This is a genomic window from Amycolatopsis sp. lyj-84 (assembly GCF_046549075.1).
In the GTDB taxonomy this organism is placed as follows: domain Bacteria; phylum Actinomycetota; class Actinomycetes; order Mycobacteriales; family Pseudonocardiaceae; genus Amycolatopsis.
Map to the genome: position 1 here is coordinate 26,616 of NZ_JAJPWO010000001.1, position 18,658 is coordinate 45,273.

Below are 18,658 nucleotides of genomic sequence, written 5' to 3' on the forward strand. Positions count from 1 at the left end.
TCCTACCGCCGGGTGACCGCCTAGAACCCGTTGCAAAGTTCACTTAAGGTGATTCTTATGCGGAGATTGAGTGGTCTGGACGCGAGTTTTCTTTACCTGGAGACGCAGGCCCAGGTCCTGCACGTGTGTGGACTGCTCATCCTCGACCGTTCGACCATGCCCGGCGGCTACGATTTCGAGCGCTTCAAGGAGAAACTGGCCGAACGGGTCGGGCTGATCCCGGCATTCAGGCGCAAGCTGCACAATCCACTCTGGAATCCGACCCACCCCGTCTGGGTCGAGGACGAGGATTTCGACCTCGAGGCCCACGTTCACCGGATCGGCGTACCGGCGCCCGGTGACCGGCGCGAACTGGCCGAACTGTGCGCCCACATCGCGGGACAACGGCTGGACCGCGCGCAGCCGCTCTGGCAGTTGCACGTCATCGAAGGCCTGGCCGGCGGCGAGATCGCGGTCCTGCTGAAGATGCACCACGCCAGCGTCGACGGGGTCAGCGGCGCCAGCCTGATCACCTATCTCGCCGGGCTCGAACCGGACGCCCCGCCGCCGGAGATCGCGCGGGACGAACGCCACAACGGGGGCGTTCCCGGCAGGCGCGCGTTGCTCGGCGCGGGGCTGACGTCGTTCGTGAAACGCCCGGCCGAGGTGGTGAAACTGCTGCCGGACCTGCTCGGGCTCGTCCCGAAATGGCTCGGTAAAGCGTTGCAGGGCAAGGGAATGCCGGTCCCGTTCACCGCTCCGCGCACGTCGTTCAACGGGACGATCACCGCACACCGCAGTGTCGCCTACGCCTCCCTCGACCTCGACGAGGTCAAACGGATCAAGAACGCCTTCGGGGTGACCGTCAACGACGTCGTCCTCGCCGTCGTTTCCGGTGCCCTGCGGCGGTTCCTGCGGGACCGGGGCGAGCTGCCGGAAGACCCGCTGGTGGCGACCGTGCCGGTGTCGGTGCACGAACGCACCGAGCGTGAGCACGGCAGCAACAAGGTCTCGGCCTTCTTCGCGTCGCTGCCCACCCATCTGGAGGATCCCGCCGCGCGCGTGTTCATGCTCGCGGAGTCGAACCGGCTGTCCAAGGACCACCACCACGACATCGACGCCGACATGCTCCAGGACTGGGCGCAGTTCTCGGCGGCGACCATGTTCGGTCTCGCGGTCCGCGCGTATTCCGCGCTGCGCCTGGCCGAACGGCATCCGGTGGTGCACAACCTGGTGGTGTCCAATGTGCCCGGTCCGCCGATGCCCCTGTACCTGCTGGGCTGCCGGATCACCGGGCTCTACCCGCTCGGGCCGGTGTTCCACGGCGCCGGGCTGAACGTCACCGTGCTGTCCAACGCGGGCCGGGTGGACGTCGGCCTGCTCGGCGCCCGCGAACTCACCGGCGACCTGTGGCCGCTCGCCGACCACTTCCCCGATGCTCTCCAGGAACTCCTCAAGGCCGCTCCTTAGCGAGGGGTTGCCGTTCGGCCGCCTTCCGGATAAGACTAGAACAGGTTTCAGTATTGTGCCCGTTCGCCCCGGTGAGGAGCCAGTGTGGACTTCCAGTTCGACGAGACGCAGACCGAGGTCACCGCGCTGACCGCGCGCGTGCTCGGCAAGGAGCGCGAACCCGCCGAGACGTGGCGCGCGCTCGCCGGCTCCGGTCTGCTCGCGCTGGCGCTGCCCGCCGAACTCGGCGGTGACGGCCTCGGCGTGGCCGAGGTCGCCTTGGTGCTGACCGAGCTCGGTCGCGTGGCCTCACCGACTCCCGCGCTGGCGTCGCTGGCCTTCGGGGTTCTGCCGGTCGCGGCGCTCGGCGGCCCGGACCAGCGTGCGGCCCTGCTCCCGCCGGTCGCCGCGGGCGAATCCGTGCTCACCGCGGCACTCCACGAACCTTCCACGCCGTTCGCCACCCGGCCCGCGAGCGTGGCCGAGCCGGCGGGGGACTGGCGGCTGAGCGGGGTCAAGGTCGGTGTCCCGTTCGCGGCGGAGGCGAGCCGGATCCTGACGCCGGTCTCGATGCCCGGCGGTACCGGGGTCTTCCTGGTCGATCCCCGGGCGGACGGCGTGACGCTGACGCCGACGAGAACCTCTTCCGGCACCCCGGACTACACGATGACGCTCGATTCCGTGACCGTCACCGATGCCGACCTCCTGAACGGGCCCGGCCCCGGCGAAGCGATCGCGACCCTGCACCGGTTCGCGCTCGCGGGCCTCGTGGCGTTCGGCGACGGTCTGCTCGCCGGCGCGCTCGCGCTGACCACCAAGCACGTCGGCGAACGCGAGCAGTTCGGGCGCCCGCTGGCGGCGTTCCAGGCGGTGGCGCAGCAGATCGCGGACGTCTACGTCGCTTCGAGAACCGTCCAGCTGGCCGCGCGGTCGGCGGTCTGGCGGCTCGCGGCGGGGCTCGACGCCGAGGCGGACCTCGACGTCGCGGCGTACTGGCTGGCGGAGGAGGCGCCCGGGGCGCTGGCCGTCTGCCATCACCTGCACGGCGGGATCGGCGTGGACGAAACGTATCCGCTGCACCGGTTCTCGTCGGCGGTCAAGGATCTGGGACGGACGCTCGGCGGCGCCTCGCATCGGCTGGCCGCCTTGGGCGAACTGGTGGCGGGGTGAACCGATGCTGATCGAACTGACCGCGGCGCAACAGCAGTTGCGCTCAGAACTGCGCAAGTACTTCGCCGGTCTGGTGAGCGCCGACGAGCGGCGCTCGATGCTGCGCGAGCGGCACGGACCGGTGTACCGCGAGATCGTCCGGCGGATGGGCCGGGACGGCTGGCTCGGCGTCGGCTGGCCGGAACAGTACGGCGGCCGGGGTTTCGGCGAGATCGAGCAGCACCTCTTCGTCGACGAGGCCGCCCGTGCCGACGTCCAGCTGCCGTCGGTGACCTTGCAGACCGTAGGGCCCACGCTGCAGGCGTTCGGCACCGAAGAACAGAAGTCCTTCTTCCTGCCCAAGATCCTGGCCGGTGAGATCCATTTCGCCATCGGCTACACCGAACCCGACGCGGGCACCGATCTCGCGTCGCTGCGGACCACCGCCGTGCGCGAGGGCGACGAGTACGTCGTCAACGGCCAGAAGACCTTCACCACCGGCGGGCACGACGCCGACTACCTCTGGCTCGCCGTGCGGACCGCGCCGGACGCGCCGAAGCACAAGGGCATCTCGATCCTCATCATGGACACGCGCGACCCCGGCTACTCGTGGACGCCGATCATCACCTGCGACGGCGCGCACCACGTGAACGCCACGTACTACTCGGATGTCCGGGTCCCCGCGAACATGCTGGTGGGCAAGGAGAACGAGGGCTGGCGGCTGATCACCACCCAGCTGAACCACGAGCGCGTCATGCTCGGCCCGGCCGGTCGCATCGGCGGGCTCCACGATCGCGTCCGCGACTGGGCGGCGTCGAGGAAGACGCCGGACGGCACGCCGTTGACGCAGCTGCCGGACGTCCGCGGCGTCCTCGCGGAAACCTGGGCGACGGCCCGGGTCAACGAACTGCTGAACTGGCAGGTCGCGGCGTCTTCGGCGACCGGGCCGGTGGCGGTGGCCGACGCCTCGGCCACCAAGATCGTCGGTTCCGAACGCATCCAGCGCCTGGCGAGGAGGCTGGAGGAGATCGTGGCACGGCACGGCGATCAGGCCGACACCGAGACCGCGGAACTGGCGCTGTGGCTGGACGTGGTGGCCAAACGCAATCTGGTGCTGACCTTCGGCGGCGGCGTCAACGAGATCCAGCGCGAGCTGATCGCCACCGCCGGGCTCGGCTTGCCGAGGGTGCCGCGATGAGCATCCAGGAAGCGGCCGAACGCATCGCCGCACAAGGGGAATCCGCGCCGAGGGCGGCCCGGGACGCGGTCAACCAGGCGATGGTGAACAACTGGGTCGAGGCCATCGGCGACCGCAATCCCGTCTATGTCGACGAAGAGTTCGCCGCGAAGAGTGTCCATAAAGGACTCGTCGCGCCGCCCGCGATGGCGCAGGTGTGGACGATGGGCGGGCTGCACTGGACGAGGGCGTCGGACGATCCGCTCGGCGCGATGATGGAGGTGCTCGACGAAGCCGGGTTCACCTCGGTCGTCGCGACGAACTCCGAGCAGCGCTACCACCGCTACCTGCGGCACGGTGAGCGGGTCGAGGCGACCGCGAAACTCGAGAGTGTCGTCGGGCCGAAACGCACCGCGCTGGGCGAAGGCTGGTTCGTGACGACGAAGACCACTTGGTACGTCGGCGAAGAAGCCGTCGCGGACATGGTGTTCCGGGTACTCAAGTTCCGCCCGCCGGGTGCGGAGCCCGCCAAGGCGGCGGCACCCGTACTGCGGCCGGTGATCAGCAAGGACACCGAGTTCTTCTGGGCCGGATTGCGCGAGGGTGAACTGAGGATCCAGCGGTGGGGCGAGACGCTGCGGCATCCGCCAGGCCCGATGCCGCCGGACGGCGACCTCGGCGCGAAGCCGGATCACGTCGTGGCGTGCGGGCGGGGAACGGTCTACAGCTACGTGGTGCACCACCATCCGAAGGTCCCCGGCAAAGACCTGCCGTTCGTGGTCGCGCTCGTCGAACTGGAGGAGGGCGTCCGGGTGATGGGCGAGCTGCTCGACGCCGACCCCGAAGCCGTCCACATCGGACTTCCGGTGGAAGCCGCCTTCGTGAAGGTCGACGAGGAACTGACCTTGCCCGCTTGGAGGGTCGCGCGATGAAGGACTGTGCCGTCGGCACCGAGTTGCCGCCGCTGACGATCGAGGCCACCCCGACCTTCGTGGTGAGCACCGCGTTGGCGACCCGGGACTTCCAGGACGTCCACCACGACCGCGACGCCGCAGTGCGACGGGGATCGAAGGACATCTTCCTCAACATCCTCACCGACACCGGTCTGGTGCAACGGTTCGTCACCGACTGGGCGGGGCCGGAGGCGTTCGTGCGGTCGATCAAGATCCGGCTCGGCGTGCCCTGCCACGCCTACGACACCTTGACCTTCACCGGACGGGTCACCGAACGCGACGGCGACGACGTGGTGATCTCCGTGTCCGGTGTGGACAGTCTCGGCGAACACGTGGTGGGCACCGTCGCGATCACCCTGGGAGGCGAGTGATGACCCTGTCCGGGAAGGCGGCGATCGCCGGTATCGGCGCGACGGAGTTCTCCAAGGATTCCGGGCGCAGCGAGCTTCGGCTGGCGGCGGAGGCGGTTTCGGCGGCGCTGGCCGACGCGGGGCTCAAGCCGTCCGATGTGGACGGTCTGGTCTCGTTCACCATGGACGGCAACAGCGAGATCTCGGTGGCCCGGGAACTCGGCATCCCCGAACTCAAGTTCTTCAGCCGGATCCACTACGGCGGCGGGGCGGCGGCCGCGACCGTGCAGCAGGCCGCGATGGCCGTCGCGACCGGTGTCGCGGACGTCGTCGTCGCGTACCGGGCCTTCAACGAACGGTCCGGGATGCGGTTCGGCCAGGTCTCCTCGGCCGCGGCGGGGCAGGTGAACTCCTCCGGTGTCGACAACGCGTTCCACTACCCGATGGGGATCGCGACGCCCGCCGCGACCGTCGCCATGCTCGCCCGGCGCTACATGCACGAGTACGGCGCGACCAGCGAGGACTTCGGCCGGATCGCCGTCATCGATCGCGCCCGCGCCGCGACCAACCCGAAGGCGTGGTTCCACGGCAAGCCGATCACGCTCGAAGACCATCAGGCGTCGCGCTGGGTCGCCGAACCGTTGCACCTGCTCGACTGCTGCCAGGAGAGCGACGGCGGGGTCGCGCTCGTGGTCACCAGCGCCGAACGCGCGCGCGACCTGCCGCACCGGCCCGCCGTGATCGCGGCGGCCGCGCAGGGGAGCGGCCCGGACCAGTACGTGATGACCAGCTACTACCGCGACGACCTGCCCGCGCTGCCCGAGATGGGGGTCGTGGGACGGCAACTGTGGGCGCAGTCCGGGCTCGGACCGGGCGACATGGACCTCGCCGTGCTGTACGACCACTTCACCCCATATGTCCTGATGCAGCTGGAAGAACTCGGCTTCTGCGGGAAGGGCGAGGCCAAGGACTTCATCGGCGGCGGCACCCTGGAACTCGACGGGAAACTGCCGCTCAACCCGCACGGCGGGCAGCTGGGGGAGGCCTACATCCACGGGATGAACGGGATCGCCGAAGGGGTCCGGCAGGTGCGGGGAGACGCCGTCAACCAGGTCGACGGGGCCGCACGGGTGCTCGTGACCGCCGGAACGGGCGTACCTACGAGCGGACTGGTCTTGACCGCCGGGTGAGATCACCTCAATGCCCGCTGGTGTACTAGAGCGGTACCTGCCACGGTGAGGGGGAGACCGGCTGGGAGGCACCATGTCTGGACCAATCGTCGTCGCGTGGACGCTGACCGCGGTGTTCGCGGCCTTGGTCCTGCCGTGCGTGCTGAGACTCGTCCGATTGGACTACGGACGCCACGGCGCGTCGGTCCGCAACGGTGATCTGGCCGAGCTGCTGCTCGTCGTCGCCATGGTCGCGATGCTGTCCCCGGTCGGCGGCCCCATTCCCGCCGCCGGCTGGCAGGCGGTACTCGCGCTGACGGCGGGCTGGTTCGCCGTCTCGTGGTGGAAGGGACGGCGGTCCGGGCACGCGGCGTGCGGGCACCACGCCGTCTCCGCCGCGGCGATGCTGTTCATGGTGACGTTCATGCCGCACAGCGAGGTCTCGCACGGGCCGTGGCTGGTGATGTCCGGCCCCGGCACCACCTCGGCGCTGTGGCTTTCCCTGATTTTCGGCGCCGTGGCCGCGTATTTCGCGGTGGACGCCATCCGCGCGGGTGTCTCGGCCGCGCGGGGCGACACGGGCGCGGGCCAGGTCTCACGCCGGGTGTGCCGGGTCGTGATGGGGCTGGGGATGGGCTACATGCTGCTGGGAGCGGCCGTCTGACGTCACGAGGCCGGTACGCGCCGGACCACACCCTCTTCGGCCGCCTCGGCGGCGGGAAGGCCCTCGGCCGGGTTGTCCGCGGCCCACTTGCCCGCGTCGGCGATGTCCTTGTTCAGCGCGACGATCAGCGCCTCCGACGACGGGTACGCCTGCTGTTCCCGCAGGTGGTGCCCCAGCCAGACGGTCAGCACCTCGCCGTAGAGGTTCCCGCCGAAGTCCAGCAGGTGCGCCTCGACGAGCCGGTAGCCGTCCGCGCCGTAGTACGTCGGCCGCCTGCCGACCGAGACCGCGGCCGCGATCCGGGTGCCGTCCGCGCGCTCGGCCCAGCCCGCCCACACTCCGTCGCCGACCTGGCCGTCCTGGTCGCGCAGCGCGATGTTGGCGGTCGGGAAGCCCAGTTCCCGGCCCCGCTGATCGCCCTTCTCCACCTGGCCACGGACCACGAAGTACTCCGCCGTCATGCCGCCCCCGTCCCTGCCGTCACGAAAGCCATGAATACCACGACCCGGAGCCGGGGTCGACCGCCGTCCACGGCACGAGAGTGTCCACTGTGTACCGAATCACCTAGATGAACCCGCGTCCGCGATCGGCGTCGGCAGGACGCTACCTGGTCATCTACGTCGCGATGGGCGTACAGGGCGTCCTGCCACCGCGATAGCGGGGCCTTCGGCCGGGGCGGGTTCATGCGTGGTGTCTTTTGCCACTGGACATCTCAGCTCCGCCACCCGGCTGAATCACGTCGTGACGAGCCGGTATCCCAGGTCCAGCTCGGTCCGGCCGAGCAGGCCGACGTGGTGCCGGTGCCAGTGCCCGTCGGCGAGGTCGGCGCGCAATCGGCCGACGGCCGCCGCGACGACGTTCTGGTCGAGCAGCGCCACCCCGGACATCCCCGCGCGCACACGTTCGGACAGGTAGGCCTCCGGCCTGCGCCAATACGCGCCGAGGAACCCGTCGACGCAGTCCGACGGCACCGGCAGCGGAGCGACGGACGGGGTCCCGCCCGCCGCGCTCAGCTCCTCGACGATCCTGTCGAGGCAGGCCAGCCGGCTCTCGTGTTCGGCGATCTCCGGCAGGTAGTCCCGCACCAGCCAGAACCGCGCGAACACCGCCTGGTCCCAGGTCACGATCACCTGGCGGCGGGACACCCGCCGCAGTTCGGCCAGCCCGGCGGTCACGTCCGTCCAGTGGTGCACGGTGAGCACCGCCAGGGCGACGTCGAAGGCCCCGTCACGGAAGGGGAGCCCTTCCGCGCAAGCCTGGACGGCGGGGGCCGCGGTGAACGGACGCTGCCCGATCATCCGCGACGACGGTTCGACGGCGATCACGCCGCGGTCTTCCGGCTCGTAGGAACCGGCTCCCGCGCCGACGTTGACCACCGACCGCGCGTCGCCGAGCGCGGCGGTCACGGCGGCCGCGATCCGGGGATCCGGACGTCTCGATCGCGCGTAATCCCGGCCGAGTTCGGCATACGGGTCCGAGATCAAGGGGCGCACGCGGACGAGTCTAGCCAGAGCCGCTACCTGCGGGAACGAGGATTCAGTCTGTAGTGGTCAATAAAGTGTCGGAAAGAACGGGAGCCTCGTCCCGGTCCGGCGCGGTGGTCGTGATCAGCAGCCCGGCCGGCTCCCGCCAGACGCGGGTCCGCAGCGGTTCGCCGGGGAAGACGACGCCGGCGAACTTGGCCGCGAACGAGGCGACGCGCGAGGTGTCGCCGTCGAGGAACTCGTCGGTGACGGCCTTCGCGATGACGCCGTAGGTGCACAGGCCGTGCAGGATCGGCTTGCCGAACCCGGCCGCCGCGGCGAACGCGGGATCCGCGTGCAGCGGGTTGCGGTCTCCGCAAAGCCGGTAGAGGAGGGCCTGCTGCGGCAACGTCGGCGTGTCGATGACCGCGTCCGGTTCCCGTGACGGGAGTTCGACGCGATCGGACGGTCCGCGTTCGCCGCCGAAACCCCCTTCGCCACGGGCGAAGATGCTCGATCGCAGCGTCCACAGTGGAGTTCCGTCCGCGTCGGTGGCGACCGTCTCGTTCACGATCACCGCCGCCTTCCCCTTGTCGAAGACGTCGACGATCCTCGTCCTGGCCACGGCCTTGCCCGACGCCGGGATCGGCCGGTGCGCGATCACTTCCTGTTTGCCGTGCAGCACCTTGCCGAGGTCGACCTCGACGCCGGGGAACGAGACGGCGGGCGGCTCGAACACGCGCAGGTTCGCGGCCACGGTCGCGAACGTCGGCAGCACCCGGAGGCCGTCCTCGTAGGTGTAGCGCAGCTCCCGCGGGCTCATCGGATCCGAGCCCGCGCCCAGCGCCAGGTGGTACAGCTGCACGTCGGACGCGGTCCAGGCGAAACTCACCTCGCCGAGGTCGGCGCCGATCGCGACCGAAGGATCGATGGGCACGAAGAACTCCTACTCGTAGGTGACGGTGACCTCGTCGGTCAGCGGCAAGGACTGACACGCCAGCACGATGCCTTCGGCGATGTCGTCGCCGTCGAGGACCTCGTTGTGCAGCATCTTCACCTCACCGGAGGTGACCCGGCAGGCGCACGCGCTGCACTGTCCCTCACGGCAGGAATACGGCGCGTCGAAACCCTTTTCCAGCAACAGGTCCAGCAGTTTCGTCCGGCGCGGCCACGCGAGCTTCCTGGTCTCGCCGTCGAGGGTGACCTCGACTCCCGCAGGGGTCTCGGCCTCTTCGGCGACGACGGGTTCGGCCACCTCGAACGGATTCCCGCCGAGGGACAGGAAACGCTCCAGATGGATCCGTTTGCGCGGCAGTCCGAGCTCCTTGAGCACCGCGCGCGCGGCGTCCATGAACGGACCCGGGCCGCAGATGAACGCCTCGTGCGCGGTGTACGGCGTGACCAGGGCGCGCAGGTGCGTCTCGGTCGGCAGACCTTGCAGGCTCTCCAGCCAGTGCACCACGACCAGCCGGTCCGCGTACCTCGCGCTGAGATCCGCCAGTTCCCGCGCGAAGATCACCGATCCTTCGTCGCGATTGGCGTAGAGCAGGACCACCTTGCCGGTTCCGTGTTCCAGCGCGGACTTCAGGATCGACATCACCGGCGTGATCCCGCTTCCGCCCGCGAGCAGCAGGAAGTCCTCGTCGAGCGACGCGGGGCTGAACACCCCGGCGGGTGGCAGGACCTGGACCTCTTGCCCGGCCCGGAGGTTGTCGCAGAGCCAGTTCGATCCGTAGCCGTCGGAGGTGCGCTTGACGGTGACCTGGACCCGGTTCTCGTGCGGCGCGCTGGAAAGCGAGTAACAGCGGGCCACCGACCCGGTCCGCTCGCTCGGCACGCGGACGGTGAGGAACTGCCCTGGGGTGTAGGCGAAAACGGAGGCGTGCTCGGCCGGGATCTCGAACACGATCGACGACGCGTCGGCCGTCTCGGCGATCACCTCGGCCACGGTCACGGTGACGGGACCGCTCATTCGGGCACCTCCAGCAGGCCGTCCTTCAGCGCGGCGTCGATGCTGTCGCTGAGGTTGCCGCAGGTGTCGAGCAACGCCGTCTGCGCGCCGGACGCCTTCTGCGCCGCGAACACCGGGCAGCTCCGCGACGCGTCGGTCGTCCACTGGATGCTGGTGTGCTGCATGCTGTTCTTCTTGACCAGCACACAGGTCCCGCACGAGCGGCAGTTCAGCGGCCGCAGCCCGGCGGTGAGGAACTCGACGGTTTCGGGCTTCACACCCCGGCCTCTTCCGCCTGCTGCCGCGCCAGGTTGTCGGCCACCTCCGCCGCCCAGACCTCGTTGGCGCGGCTGGTGTCCACTTCGAACTCGAACCGTCGCGTCATGTCCTCGGTGACGTCGGCCGCGTCCACATAGAACTGGTCGTACCAGCGGCGCAGCTGGTAGACCGGCCCGTCCTCCTCGCACAGCAACGGGTTGTCGATCCGCGTCTTGTTGCGCCAGATCTCCACGTCCTGCAGGAAACCGACGCCGATGCCCTTGGCGAACTTCCCGGCGATCTTGTCCGCGTGCTCGTCCGAGACGCCCTCGAACTTCTTCACGCTCACGCCCCACTGCAGCACGAACGAGTTCTCGGTGACCGGGTAGTGGCAGTTGATCAGCACGTTCTCGATCTCGAAACCCTGGTAGGTGTTGAGCAGCGTGTTGATCATGTAGGACGGCCCGAAATACGACGCCTCGGACCGCAGCAGGTTCTCCTCGCCGCCGTAGTTGGACGCCATTCCCTTGTCCGGACGGCCTTTCGTGTTCAGGTACTGCGTGGCGACATGTCCCTCGAACACGTTCTTGAAGTAGGTCGGGAAGGCGTAGTGGATGTAGAAGAAGTGCGCCATGTCGACCATGTTGTCGATGATCTCGCGGCAGTTGGAGCCCTCGATCAGCACCGAGTCCCAGGTCCAGTTGCTCCACTCGCCGTTGAACACGCCCTCGATGCGCGGGATGACGACGTCCTCGGGCGGCGGGTTGCCTTCCGGATCGTGCCAGACGAACAGCTGCTTGTTCTCCTCCAGCACTTGCCACGTCTTCGTCCGCGCCCGCAGCGGAACCCGCTTGGCGTAGGGGATCGAGACGCATTTGCCGTTGCCGTTCCAGCGCCAGTCGTGGAACGGGCAGGCGATCTCGTCGCCCTTGACCTCGCCCTGGGTGAGGTCGCCGCCCATGTGGCGGCAGTACCCGTCGAGCACGTTCAGCTTGCCGGACGAGTCGGCGAAGACCACCAGTTTCGTCCCGAACGCCGTGATGGCGTGCGGCTTCCCGTCCCGGAACGGCTCGGCGAGGCCGAGACAGTGCCAGCCGCGCGCGAACCGCGAAGGGGGCGCGCCCGCGTCGATCTGCCGTACGGATTCCGTCGTCATCGGCTGCCTCCCGCTTTGGTGTGATCTTGCTGCGCGAGATGCTCGGCCGCAAGGTAGCCGAACACCATCGCCGGGCCGATCGTCGCGCCGGGGCCCGCGTAAGTGCGGCCCATCACCGCCGCGCTCGTGTTGCCGGCCGCGTAAAGCCCGTCGATCACCGACCCGTCCTCGCGCAGGACACGCGCGTGCGGGTCGGTCCTCAAACCGCCCTTGGTGCCCAGGTCGCCGGGCACGATCTTCACCGCGTAGTACGGCGCGACGTCCAGCGGGCCCAGGCTCGGATTGGGTTTGTTCCGCGGATCGCCGTAGTAGTGGTCGTACGCGCTGCGCCCGCGGTGGAAGTCCTCGTCCACGCCGCTTTTCGCGAAGCCGTTGAAGCGCCGCACGGTGGACTCCAGCGCGTCGGCCGGGACCTCGATCCGCTCGGCGAGTTTCGCGATCGTGCTCGCTTTGACCGCGATGCCCGCTTTGAACCAGCGGCCGGGGAGCGGCTGACGCGGGCCGAGGCCGGTGAACATGTACCGGTTGCGGTTGCGCTGGTCGAACACCAGCCAGGTCGGGAAGTTCCGGCCGGGCCCGTCGCCGTCGCCGTACATCGCGTGCACGGCCTCGACGTAGGGCGCCGACTCGTTGACGAAGCGCTCACCCCGCGCGTTGACCATCAGGCAGCCCGGCCGCGACCGCTCGGCGAGCGCGAACCACGGGCCGCCGGTCAGCGGGATGGACGGGCCCCACCAGGCGTCGTCCATCAGAGCGGTGGCCGCGCCGAGTTTGAGCCCGGCGCCGATGGCGTCGCCGGTGTTGGCTTCGGCGCCGACGGTCCAGTCCGTGCCGATGGGCGCCCGCTGGTACTTGGCCCGCATCTCCTCGTTGCGCTCGAACCCTCCGGCGCCGAGGACGACACCGAGCCGGGCCCGGATCAGCTTTTCCTCGCCTTCGTGGCGGACCACGACGCCGATCACGCGATCGCCCTCGACCTTGAGGTCCACCAGCGGCGTGTTCAGCCAGACCGGGACATCGGCCCGCCGCAGACCCTCCCGCAAGCCGGCCGCAAGCGCTTGCCCCATGGAGAGAAGCCGTTGACGGCGGATCCGGCCCAGCAGCCAGCGGCCACCGAGACCGAGTACGCGAAGGATGCCGCGCGGATGCCGGGCGAGCAGGCTCAGCCACCGGTAGTCCGCCTGGGTGATCGGGGCGCCCAGCGGGGGAGCGCTGTACGGCGGCTCCAGATTCGCCAGCTCCGGCCCGAGCAGGTTGCCGTCGAGCGCGGCCGGTTCGACCGACCGTCCGCCGGCGCGCCCGCCGGGGGCCTCCGGGTGGTAGTCCGAGTAACCGCGGACCCACCGGAAGCGCAGCGGCGTCTTGTCGCAGACGAAGGACAAGACCTCGGGGCCGCGGTCGAGAAAGGCCGACCGGAGTTCCGCCGGGACGACGTCGCCGACGATCGACTCGAGGTACTCGTGCGCCCGCTCCGGGGGTTCTTCGATCCCGGCCGCCCGCAGGGCGTGGTTGCCGGGGATCCAGACGCCGCCGCCGGACCGCGCGGTGGAGCCGCCGAAGTGGGCGGCCTTCTCCACGACCAGGACCTCGAGTCCCCGGTGGGCTGCGGACAGTGCGGCGGTCATCCCGGCGGCCCCACTGCCCGCCACGATCACGTCGTAGTCCATACGCCCCTCACCTGGAACACGTTGTAGGAAGCATGTAGCAGCATCCGCGCTGCTCCAGTCACCATAGACGAGAACGTGTTCTAGTTCTAGGGTGGGGTGATGGACTCCCTCATCGCGGATGTGGTGATCGTGGGCTTCGGGGCGGCGGGCGCCTGTGCGGCGATCGAAGCCGCCGACGCGGGCGCCCGGGTGCTCGTCGTGGAGCGGTTCTCCGGCGGTGGCGCGAGCGCCGTCAGCGGAGGTGTCGTCTACGCCGGTGGCGGGACGGCGCAACAGCGGGACGCGGGTGTCGACGACAGCGTCGACGCGATGTACGACTACCTGCGGCTCGAGGTCGGCGACGTCGTCTCCGAAGAGACCCTGCGGCGGTTCTGCGCGGGCAGTACGGAGATGGTGACCTGGCTGGAGGGCAACGGTGTCCCGTTCGAGGGGAGCCTGTGTCCGTACAAGACGTCCTATCCGAGCGACGCGCACTATCTGTACTACTCGGGAAGCGAGGCGGCGGGCGGCTTCCGTGACGCGGCGAAGCCGGCACCGCGCGGGCATCGCGTCAAAGGCCCGGGGACCTCGGGGAAGCTGCTGATGGCGAGGCTGGCCGAGGCCGTCCGGCGCCGCGGGATCCAGGTGCTGCCGCAGACCGCGGCGCGGAATCTGATCGTGGACGAGAGCGGGACCGTGACCGGGGTCGTCGTGTCCACCCTGCGGGACGCGCCCGCGCGGGTCCGGGCGGCCCATCGGAAGCTGGCCGCGTACGCCGCCAAGCCGGGGATCTACGTGCCGTCGCTGCGGAAGTCACTGCATCGGCGGGTGGAGCGGATCGAACGCCGATACGGCCGTGAGCTGCGGATTTCGGCCTCGCGCGGGGTCGTCCTCGCGGCGGGCGGGTTCATCGCGAACCGGGAGATGGTGCGTGAGCACGCGCCCGCGTATCGCGGCGGCCTCGCGCTGGGGACCTCCGCCGACGACGGGTCCGGGATCCGGATGGGCGTCGAGGCGGGCGGGGCCACGGCGGAACTGGGGCGGATTTCCGCCTGGCGGTTCATCACCCCGCCGTCCGCGTTCCTCGGCGGCCTGCTGGTCGGCAAGGAAGGCGGGCGGATCATCGACGAAACCCGCTACGGCGCGGCCGTCGGCGAACGCATGATCACCGGGCACGGCGGGCGGGGCTGGCTGCTGGTCGACGACGCCATCGTGCGCGACGTGCGCCGTGACGCGCGGAAGCAAAGCCAGTGGTTCCAAGGACTTCAAGTGCGCTACCTGCTGCGGCAACGGGTCGTCGCCGGTTCGCTCGAAGACGTCGCGCGCAAGGCGGGCGTCGACCCCGGAGGGCTGGTCGCCAGTGTCGAGGCCTCGCGTTCCGGCGCGGATCCGACGGGCAAACCTGCGGAGTTCGCGCGCCCGCTGGACCGGGCGCCGTACTCGCTGATCGACGTCTCGATCCGGCCCAACCTCGGCTATCCGTGCCCGATGCTGACGCTGGGCGGCCTGGTCGTCGACGAGGAGACCGGCGCCGTGCGGGGCTCCTCCGGCGCCCCGATTCGCGGGCTGTACGCGGCAGGCCGGACCGCGGTGGGAATCTGTTCTAGGTCCTATGTGAGCGGTCTGTCGCTGGCCGACTGCGTGTTTTCCGGGCGGCGTGCTGGAGCGCACAGTGCGCTCGACCGGGGATCGGTCGACAAAAACGAGAACGTGTTCTAGTCTTGGATCCGGTTCACGGAGTACGGCGAGAGAGGGAACGCATATGAGCGAGCACGCCGCGCAGGACGTGATCGCGGGGATCCGGGAGCTGCTGCCGGTCCTGCGGGAACGGGCGCAGGAGGCGGAGGACGCCCGGCGCGTTCCCGAGGAGTCCGTCAAGTCCCTGCAGGAGACCGGGTTCTTCAAACTGCTGCAGCCGAAGACGTTCGGCGGTCTCGAAGCCGACCCGGTGAGCTTCTACACCGCCGTCAAACTCGTCGCGAGCGCGTGCGGCTCCACGGGCTGGGTCGCCTCCATCCTCGGCGTCCACCCGTGGCACCTCGGCCTGTTCGAGGCGCAGGCGCAGCAGGACGTCTGGGGCGACGACCACGACGTCCGGATCTCCTCTTCCTACGCGCCGATGGGCAAGGCGGACGTCGTCGACGGCGGCTACCGGCTCAGCGGCCGCTGGAGTTTCTCCTCCGGCTGCGACCACGCGACCTGGGTGCTGCTGGGCGGGCCGGTGTTCAAGGACGGCAAACCCGTCGACTTCTGTACCTACCTGGTGCCGATCGGCGACTACACGATCGAAGACGTCTGGGACACCGTGGGCCTGCGCGGCACCGGGTCCAACGACATCATCGTGAACGACGTCTTCGTCCCGAAGCACCGCGCGCTCAGCTTCATCGCGACGTCGAAGTGCAAGACGCCCGGCCAGGAGCTCAACCCCGGGCCGCTGTACAAGCTCCCGTACGGTTCGGTGCATCCGAGCACGATCACCGCGCCCATCATCGGGATGGCACAGGGTGCCTACGACGCGCACGTCGAGTACCAGGGCAAGCGGGTGCGCGCGGCGTACGCGGGCGAACAGTCCAAAGAGGACCCGTTCGCCAAGGTGCGGATCGCCGAGGCGGCGAGCGAGATCGACGCGGCCTGGCTCCAGCTGACGCACAACATCGACGAGCTCTACCAGCTGGCGTGCAAGGGGGAGAAGCTGCCGTTCCCCACGCGGCTGAGGGTCCGGCGTGACCAGGTCCGCGGCACGGAACGCGCGATCTTCGCGATCGACAGGCTCTTCGAGAACTCCGGCGGTCGCGCCTTGCAGGCCGGAACTCCGATCCAGCGGTTCTGGCGCGACGCCCACGCCGGCCGCGTGCACGCGGCGAACGACGCCGAGCGCGCCTACGTCATGTTCGGAACCGGCGCCTTCGGGCTGCCCGTCGAGAATGCGATGGTCTGATGACCGAAGGCAAGTACGCCACCGTCCGAGGTGGACTGAAGCTGCACTACCACGAAGCGGGCGTGGAGCATCCGGAGACGGTGATCCTCCTGCACGGCGGCGGCCCCGGCGCGTCGGCGTGGAGCAACTTCGGCCGCAACCTGCCGGTCTTCGCCAAGAACTACCGCACACTGGCGATCGACCAGCCGGGGTTCGGCCGGTCGGACAAGCCGACCGAGCATCCGCAGTACTTCCGCCACAGCGCGGACGCCGTCGTCGGGCTGATGGACGAACTCGGCATCGAGCGGGCGCATTTCGTGGGCAACTCGCTCGGCGGAGGGGCTTCCGTCCGGCTCGCGCTGAACCATCCGCAACGCGCCGGACGGCTGGTGCTGATGGGGCCGGGCGGGTTGAGCCTCAACCTGTTCGCACCCGATCCCACCGAGGGCATCAAGAACCTGGGCCGGTTCAGCGCCCCGCCGGGGCCCAGCCGGGAAAAGCTCGAAGCCTTCCTGCGGATCATGGTGCACGACCAGTCCTTGATCACCGACGAACTGATCGACGAGCGGTTCGCCGCCGCGAGCGCGCCGGAGTCCCTCGCGGCGATGAAGGCGATGGGCAAGTCGTTCGCCCAGCCCGACACCTACGAGGAAGGCATGCTGTGGCGTGAGGCGCACCGCCTCCGTCAGCGTGTGCTGCTCATCTGGGGCCGCGAAGACCGGGTCAATCCGCTCGACGGCGCCCTGCTCGCGCTCAAGACGATCCCGCGGGCTCAGCTGCACGTGTTCGGCGGCTGCGGCCACTGGGCGCAGCTGGAGAAGTTCGACGAGTTCAACCGGCTGGCACTCGACTTCCTGGGAGCCTCCTGATGGGTATCCGTTCGCTCGCCTACCTCCGCATCGAAGCCACCGACATGGCCGCGTGGCGTGAATACGGGCTGAAAGTCCTCGGCATGGTCGAGGGATCCGGGACGAACCCGGAAGCGCTTTACCTGCGCATGGACGACTTCCCGGCTCGGCTGGTCATCTTCCCCGGCGAGCACGACAGGCTCGCCGTGGCGGGCTGGGAGGTCGCCACCGCCGGTGAGCTCGACGAGATCCGGGACTCGCTCGACGCGAACTCCGTGCCGTACAAGGAAGGCACCCCGGATCAGCTCGCCGATCGCCGCGTCGACGGCCTGGTGTCCTTCGAGGACCCTTCCGGCAACACGCTGGAAGTCTTCCACGGCGTGGCGTTGCAGCATCGGCGCGTGGTGAGCCCGTACGGGCACAAGTTCGTGACCGGCGAGCAGGGGCTCGGGCACGTCGTACTGTCCACACACGACGACGAAGCGGCGCTGCGGTTCTACCGCGACGTCCTCGGATTCCGGTTGCGGGACTCGATGAAACTGCCGCCGCAGATGGTCGGCAGGCCCGCCGACGGCGCGCCCGCGTGGCTGCGGTTCTTCGGCTGCAACCCGCGTCACCACAGTCTCGCGTTCCTGCCGATGCCGACTCCGAGCGGCATCGTGCACCTCATGGTCGAAGTGGAGAACACCGACGACGTCGGCCTCTGCCTCGACCGGGCCATCCGCCGGAAGGTGCCGATGTCGGCCACCCTCGGGCGGCACGTCAACGATCTGATGCTCTCGTTCTACATGAAGACCCCCGGCGGATTCGACATCGAATACGGCTGCGAGGGAAGGCAAGTGGACGACGAGAGCTGGATCGCCCGAGAGAGTACGGCGGTTTCCTTGTGGGGACACGACTTTTCAGTCGGCGCCCGGCCTCCGGGTCAGTCGTGACCCGGGTGACGGACGTCGATCCCGAGATCGCCGCGGATATCGAGCCCGCCCGGTTCCGTTCGGTGCTCGGGCACTTCTGTACCGGCGTCGCCGTGGTGACCGGGCACGACGGCCGGGCACCGGTAGGGTTCGCGTGCCAGTCGTTCGCGGCGCTTTCCCTGGATCCGCCGCTGGTCTTGTTCTGTCCCGCCAAGACTTCCCGGACCTGGGCGGTGCTGGTCGAGTCCGGTCGGTTCGCGGTCAACGTGCTCGCCGAACACCAGCAGGACGTCAGCGCGGTGTTCGGGTCGCGGGGCGCGGACAAGTTCGCGTCGGTCGACTGGACCCCCTCGCCGTCCGGATCTCCTTTGCTGACAGGGGCTTTGACGTGGATCGACTGCACGCTCGAAGCCGTGCACGAGGCGGGAGACCACTACGTCGTCGTCGGCAGGGTCACCGCGCTCGGGGAACTGTCCGATGACCGGCCGCTGCTGTTCCACCGCGGGCGGTACACCGTGACGGAACCGGTGACCGACGCGCTCGCCGCGCTCATGCCGTGGCCGCGTCCCGATGATTGGTTGTAAACGTATAACTGGATAACCGTATAAACGAAAA

19 protein-coding genes are annotated in these 18,658 nt (G+C 69.3%); 12 read left to right on the plus strand and 7 right to left on the minus strand.

Annotated features, from left to right (window positions below; all coding sequences use genetic code 11):
• Window positions 1–57 precede the first annotated feature (57 nt).
• The 7 genes from ACLJRM_RS00110 (at window position 58) to ACLJRM_RS00140 (ending at window position 6,890) form a co-directional block, all read left to right on the plus strand.
• Window positions 58–1,449, plus strand: coding sequence for a WS/DGAT/MGAT family O-acyltransferase (locus ACLJRM_RS00110; RefSeq protein ID WP_410602152.1), 1,392 nt, complete (start codon window positions 58–60; stop codon window positions 1,447–1,449).
• An 84-nt stretch (window positions 1,450–1,533) separates the two neighbouring features.
• Window positions 1,534–2,598 (plus strand): acyl-CoA dehydrogenase family protein, encoded by a 1,065-nt coding sequence (locus ACLJRM_RS00115; RefSeq protein ID WP_101606501.1) that lies wholly within the window; start codon window positions 1,534–1,536, stop codon window positions 2,596–2,598.
• Between the two features lie 4 nt (window positions 2,599–2,602).
• Entirely contained in the window at window positions 2,603–3,775 is a 1,173-nt protein-coding gene (locus ACLJRM_RS00120) for an acyl-CoA dehydrogenase family protein (RefSeq protein WP_101606502.1), read from the plus strand.
• Complete coding sequence (locus tag ACLJRM_RS00125; RefSeq protein WP_410661858.1) at window positions 3,772–4,686, plus strand: bifunctional MaoC family dehydratase N-terminal/OB-fold nucleic acid binding domain-containing protein; 915 nt, start codon at window positions 3,772–3,774, stop codon at window positions 4,684–4,686. Before ACLJRM_RS00120 ends, ACLJRM_RS00125 begins: the two co-directional genes overlap by 4 nt.
• Window positions 4,683–5,078 (plus strand): MaoC family dehydratase, encoded by a 396-nt coding sequence (locus ACLJRM_RS00130; protein ID WP_410661859.1) that lies wholly within the window; start codon window positions 4,683–4,685, stop codon window positions 5,076–5,078. The genes ACLJRM_RS00125 and ACLJRM_RS00130 overlap by 4 nt, the downstream gene beginning before the upstream one ends.
• Window positions 5,078–6,247: a lipid-transfer protein gene (locus tag ACLJRM_RS00135; RefSeq protein WP_101606505.1), complete on the plus strand. Its 1,170-nt coding sequence runs from the start codon at window positions 5,078–5,080 to the stop codon at window positions 6,245–6,247. Before ACLJRM_RS00130 ends, ACLJRM_RS00135 begins: the two co-directional genes overlap by 1 nt.
• A 73-nt stretch (window positions 6,248–6,320) precedes the next feature.
• Window positions 6,321–6,890 carry a DUF5134 domain-containing protein gene (locus tag ACLJRM_RS00140; RefSeq protein ID WP_410661860.1) on the plus strand — a complete coding sequence of 190 codons (570 nt, stop codon included), beginning with the start codon at window positions 6,321–6,323 and terminating at the stop codon, window positions 6,888–6,890.
• 2 nt (window positions 6,891–6,892) lie between these two features.
• Here the strand turns inward: ACLJRM_RS00140 and ACLJRM_RS00145 are convergent, their stop codons facing one another.
• The 7 genes from ACLJRM_RS00145 to kstD all read right to left on the minus strand — a co-directional run bounded on the left by ACLJRM_RS00145 (window position 6,893) and on the right by kstD (window position 13,385).
• Window positions 6,893–7,351, minus strand: a complete 459-nt coding sequence (locus tag ACLJRM_RS00145; protein WP_101606507.1) for a riboflavin kinase — start codon at window positions 7,349–7,351, stop codon at window positions 6,893–6,895.
• A 273-nt stretch (window positions 7,352–7,624) separates the two neighbouring features.
• A complete protein-coding gene (locus tag ACLJRM_RS00150; protein WP_101606508.1) occupies window positions 7,625–8,374 on the minus strand; it encodes a class I SAM-dependent methyltransferase in 750 nt (249 codons plus the stop codon).
• 52 nt (window positions 8,375–8,426) lie between these two features.
• On the minus strand, window positions 8,427–9,290 hold the full coding sequence (locus ACLJRM_RS00155; RefSeq protein WP_101606509.1) for a MaoC/PaaZ C-terminal domain-containing protein: 864 nt from the start codon (window positions 9,288–9,290) through the stop codon (window positions 8,427–8,429).
• A 9-nt stretch (window positions 9,291–9,299) separates the two neighbouring features.
• Window positions 9,300–10,325: a ferredoxin--NADP reductase gene (locus tag ACLJRM_RS00160; RefSeq protein WP_101606510.1), complete on the minus strand. Its 1,026-nt coding sequence runs from the start codon at window positions 10,323–10,325 to the stop codon at window positions 9,300–9,302.
• Window positions 10,322–10,582 (minus strand): hypothetical protein, encoded by a 261-nt coding sequence (locus ACLJRM_RS00165; protein WP_101606511.1) that lies wholly within the window; start codon window positions 10,580–10,582, stop codon window positions 10,322–10,324. The genes ACLJRM_RS00160 and ACLJRM_RS00165 overlap by 4 nt, the downstream gene beginning before the upstream one ends.
• Window positions 10,579–11,718 carry a Rieske 2Fe-2S domain-containing protein gene (locus ACLJRM_RS00170; protein WP_101606512.1) on the minus strand — a complete coding sequence of 380 codons (1,140 nt, stop codon included), beginning with the start codon at window positions 11,716–11,718 and terminating at the stop codon, window positions 10,579–10,581. Before ACLJRM_RS00170 ends, ACLJRM_RS00165 begins: the two co-directional genes overlap by 4 nt.
• Window positions 11,715–13,385 (minus strand): 3-oxosteroid 1-dehydrogenase, encoded by a 1,671-nt coding sequence (gene kstD, locus ACLJRM_RS00175; RefSeq protein WP_410661861.1) that lies wholly within the window; start codon window positions 13,383–13,385, stop codon window positions 11,715–11,717. Before kstD ends, ACLJRM_RS00170 begins: the two co-directional genes overlap by 4 nt.
• A gap of 99 nt (window positions 13,386–13,484) precedes the next feature.
• Here kstD and ACLJRM_RS00180 point away from each other — a divergent pair, with 99 nt between their 5' ends.
• The 5 genes from ACLJRM_RS00180 to hsaB are packed head-to-tail and all read left to right on the plus strand — an operon-like array spanning window position 13,485 to window position 18,627.
• Complete coding sequence (locus tag ACLJRM_RS00180) at window positions 13,485–15,083, plus strand: FAD-binding protein (protein ID WP_410661862.1); 1,599 nt, start codon at window positions 13,485–13,487, stop codon at window positions 15,081–15,083.
• Window positions 15,084–15,126: 43 nt separating this feature from the next.
• A complete protein-coding gene (hsaA, locus tag ACLJRM_RS00185) occupies window positions 15,127–16,302 on the plus strand; it encodes a 3-hydroxy-9,10-secoandrosta-1,3,5(10)-triene-9,17-dione monooxygenase oxygenase subunit (protein WP_101606515.1) in 1,176 nt (391 codons plus the stop codon).
• Entirely contained in the window at window positions 16,302–17,150 is an 849-nt protein-coding gene (hsaD, locus tag ACLJRM_RS00190; protein ID WP_101606516.1) for a 4,5:9,10-diseco-3-hydroxy-5,9,17-trioxoandrosta-1(10),2-diene-4-oate hydrolase, read from the plus strand. Before hsaA ends, hsaD begins: the two co-directional genes overlap by 1 nt.
• Complete coding sequence (gene hsaC, locus ACLJRM_RS00195) at window positions 17,150–18,064, plus strand: iron-dependent extradiol dioxygenase HsaC (protein ID WP_101606517.1); 915 nt, start codon at window positions 17,150–17,152, stop codon at window positions 18,062–18,064. Before hsaD ends, hsaC begins: the two co-directional genes overlap by 1 nt.
• The gene (gene hsaB, locus ACLJRM_RS00200) at window positions 18,061–18,627 is read left to right on the plus strand and encodes a 3-hydroxy-9,10-secoandrosta-1,3,5(10)-triene-9,17-dione monooxygenase reductase subunit (RefSeq protein ID WP_410661863.1); all 567 of its coding nucleotides are present in this window, start codon (window positions 18,061–18,063) and stop codon (window positions 18,625–18,627) included. Before hsaC ends, hsaB begins: the two co-directional genes overlap by 4 nt.
• Window positions 18,628–18,658: the final 31 nt, after the last annotated feature.

Coding starts and splice junctions, on each gene's coding strand:
- ACLJRM_RS00110 (WP_410602152.1), top strand. CDS start 58: ATGCGGAGATTGAGTGGTCTGGACGCGAGTTTTCTTTACCTGGAGACG.
- ACLJRM_RS00120 (WP_101606502.1), top strand. CDS start 2,603: ATGCTGATCGAACTGACCGCGGCGCAACAGCAGTTGCGCTCAGAACTG.
- ACLJRM_RS00125 (WP_410661858.1), top strand. CDS start 3,772: ATGAGCATCCAGGAAGCGGCCGAACGCATCGCCGCACAAGGGGAATCC.
- ACLJRM_RS00130 (WP_410661859.1), top strand. CDS start 4,683: ATGAAGGACTGTGCCGTCGGCACCGAGTTGCCGCCGCTGACGATCGAG.
- ACLJRM_RS00135 (WP_101606505.1), top strand. CDS start 5,078: ATGACCCTGTCCGGGAAGGCGGCGATCGCCGGTATCGGCGCGACGGAG.
- ACLJRM_RS00140 (WP_410661860.1), top strand. CDS start 6,321: ATGTCTGGACCAATCGTCGTCGCGTGGACGCTGACCGCGGTGTTCGCG.
- ACLJRM_RS00145 (WP_101606507.1), bottom strand. CDS start 7,351: ATGACGGCGGAGTACTTCGTGGTCCGTGGCCAGGTGGAGAAGGGCGAT.
- ACLJRM_RS00160 (WP_101606510.1), bottom strand. CDS start 10,325: ATGAGCGGTCCCGTCACCGTGACCGTGGCCGAGGTGATCGCCGAGACG.
- ACLJRM_RS00170 (WP_101606512.1), bottom strand. CDS start 11,718: ATGACGACGGAATCCGTACGGCAGATCGACGCGGGCGCGCCCCCTTCG.
- kstD (WP_410661861.1), bottom strand. CDS start 13,385: ATGGACTACGACGTGATCGTGGCGGGCAGTGGGGCCGCCGGGATGACC.
- ACLJRM_RS00180 (WP_410661862.1), top strand. CDS start 13,485: ATGGACTCCCTCATCGCGGATGTGGTGATCGTGGGCTTCGGGGCGGCG.
- hsaA (WP_101606515.1), top strand. CDS start 15,127: ATGAGCGAGCACGCCGCGCAGGACGTGATCGCGGGGATCCGGGAGCTG.
- hsaD (WP_101606516.1), top strand. CDS start 16,302: ATGACCGAAGGCAAGTACGCCACCGTCCGAGGTGGACTGAAGCTGCAC.
- hsaC (WP_101606517.1), top strand. CDS start 17,150: ATGGGTATCCGTTCGCTCGCCTACCTCCGCATCGAAGCCACCGACATG.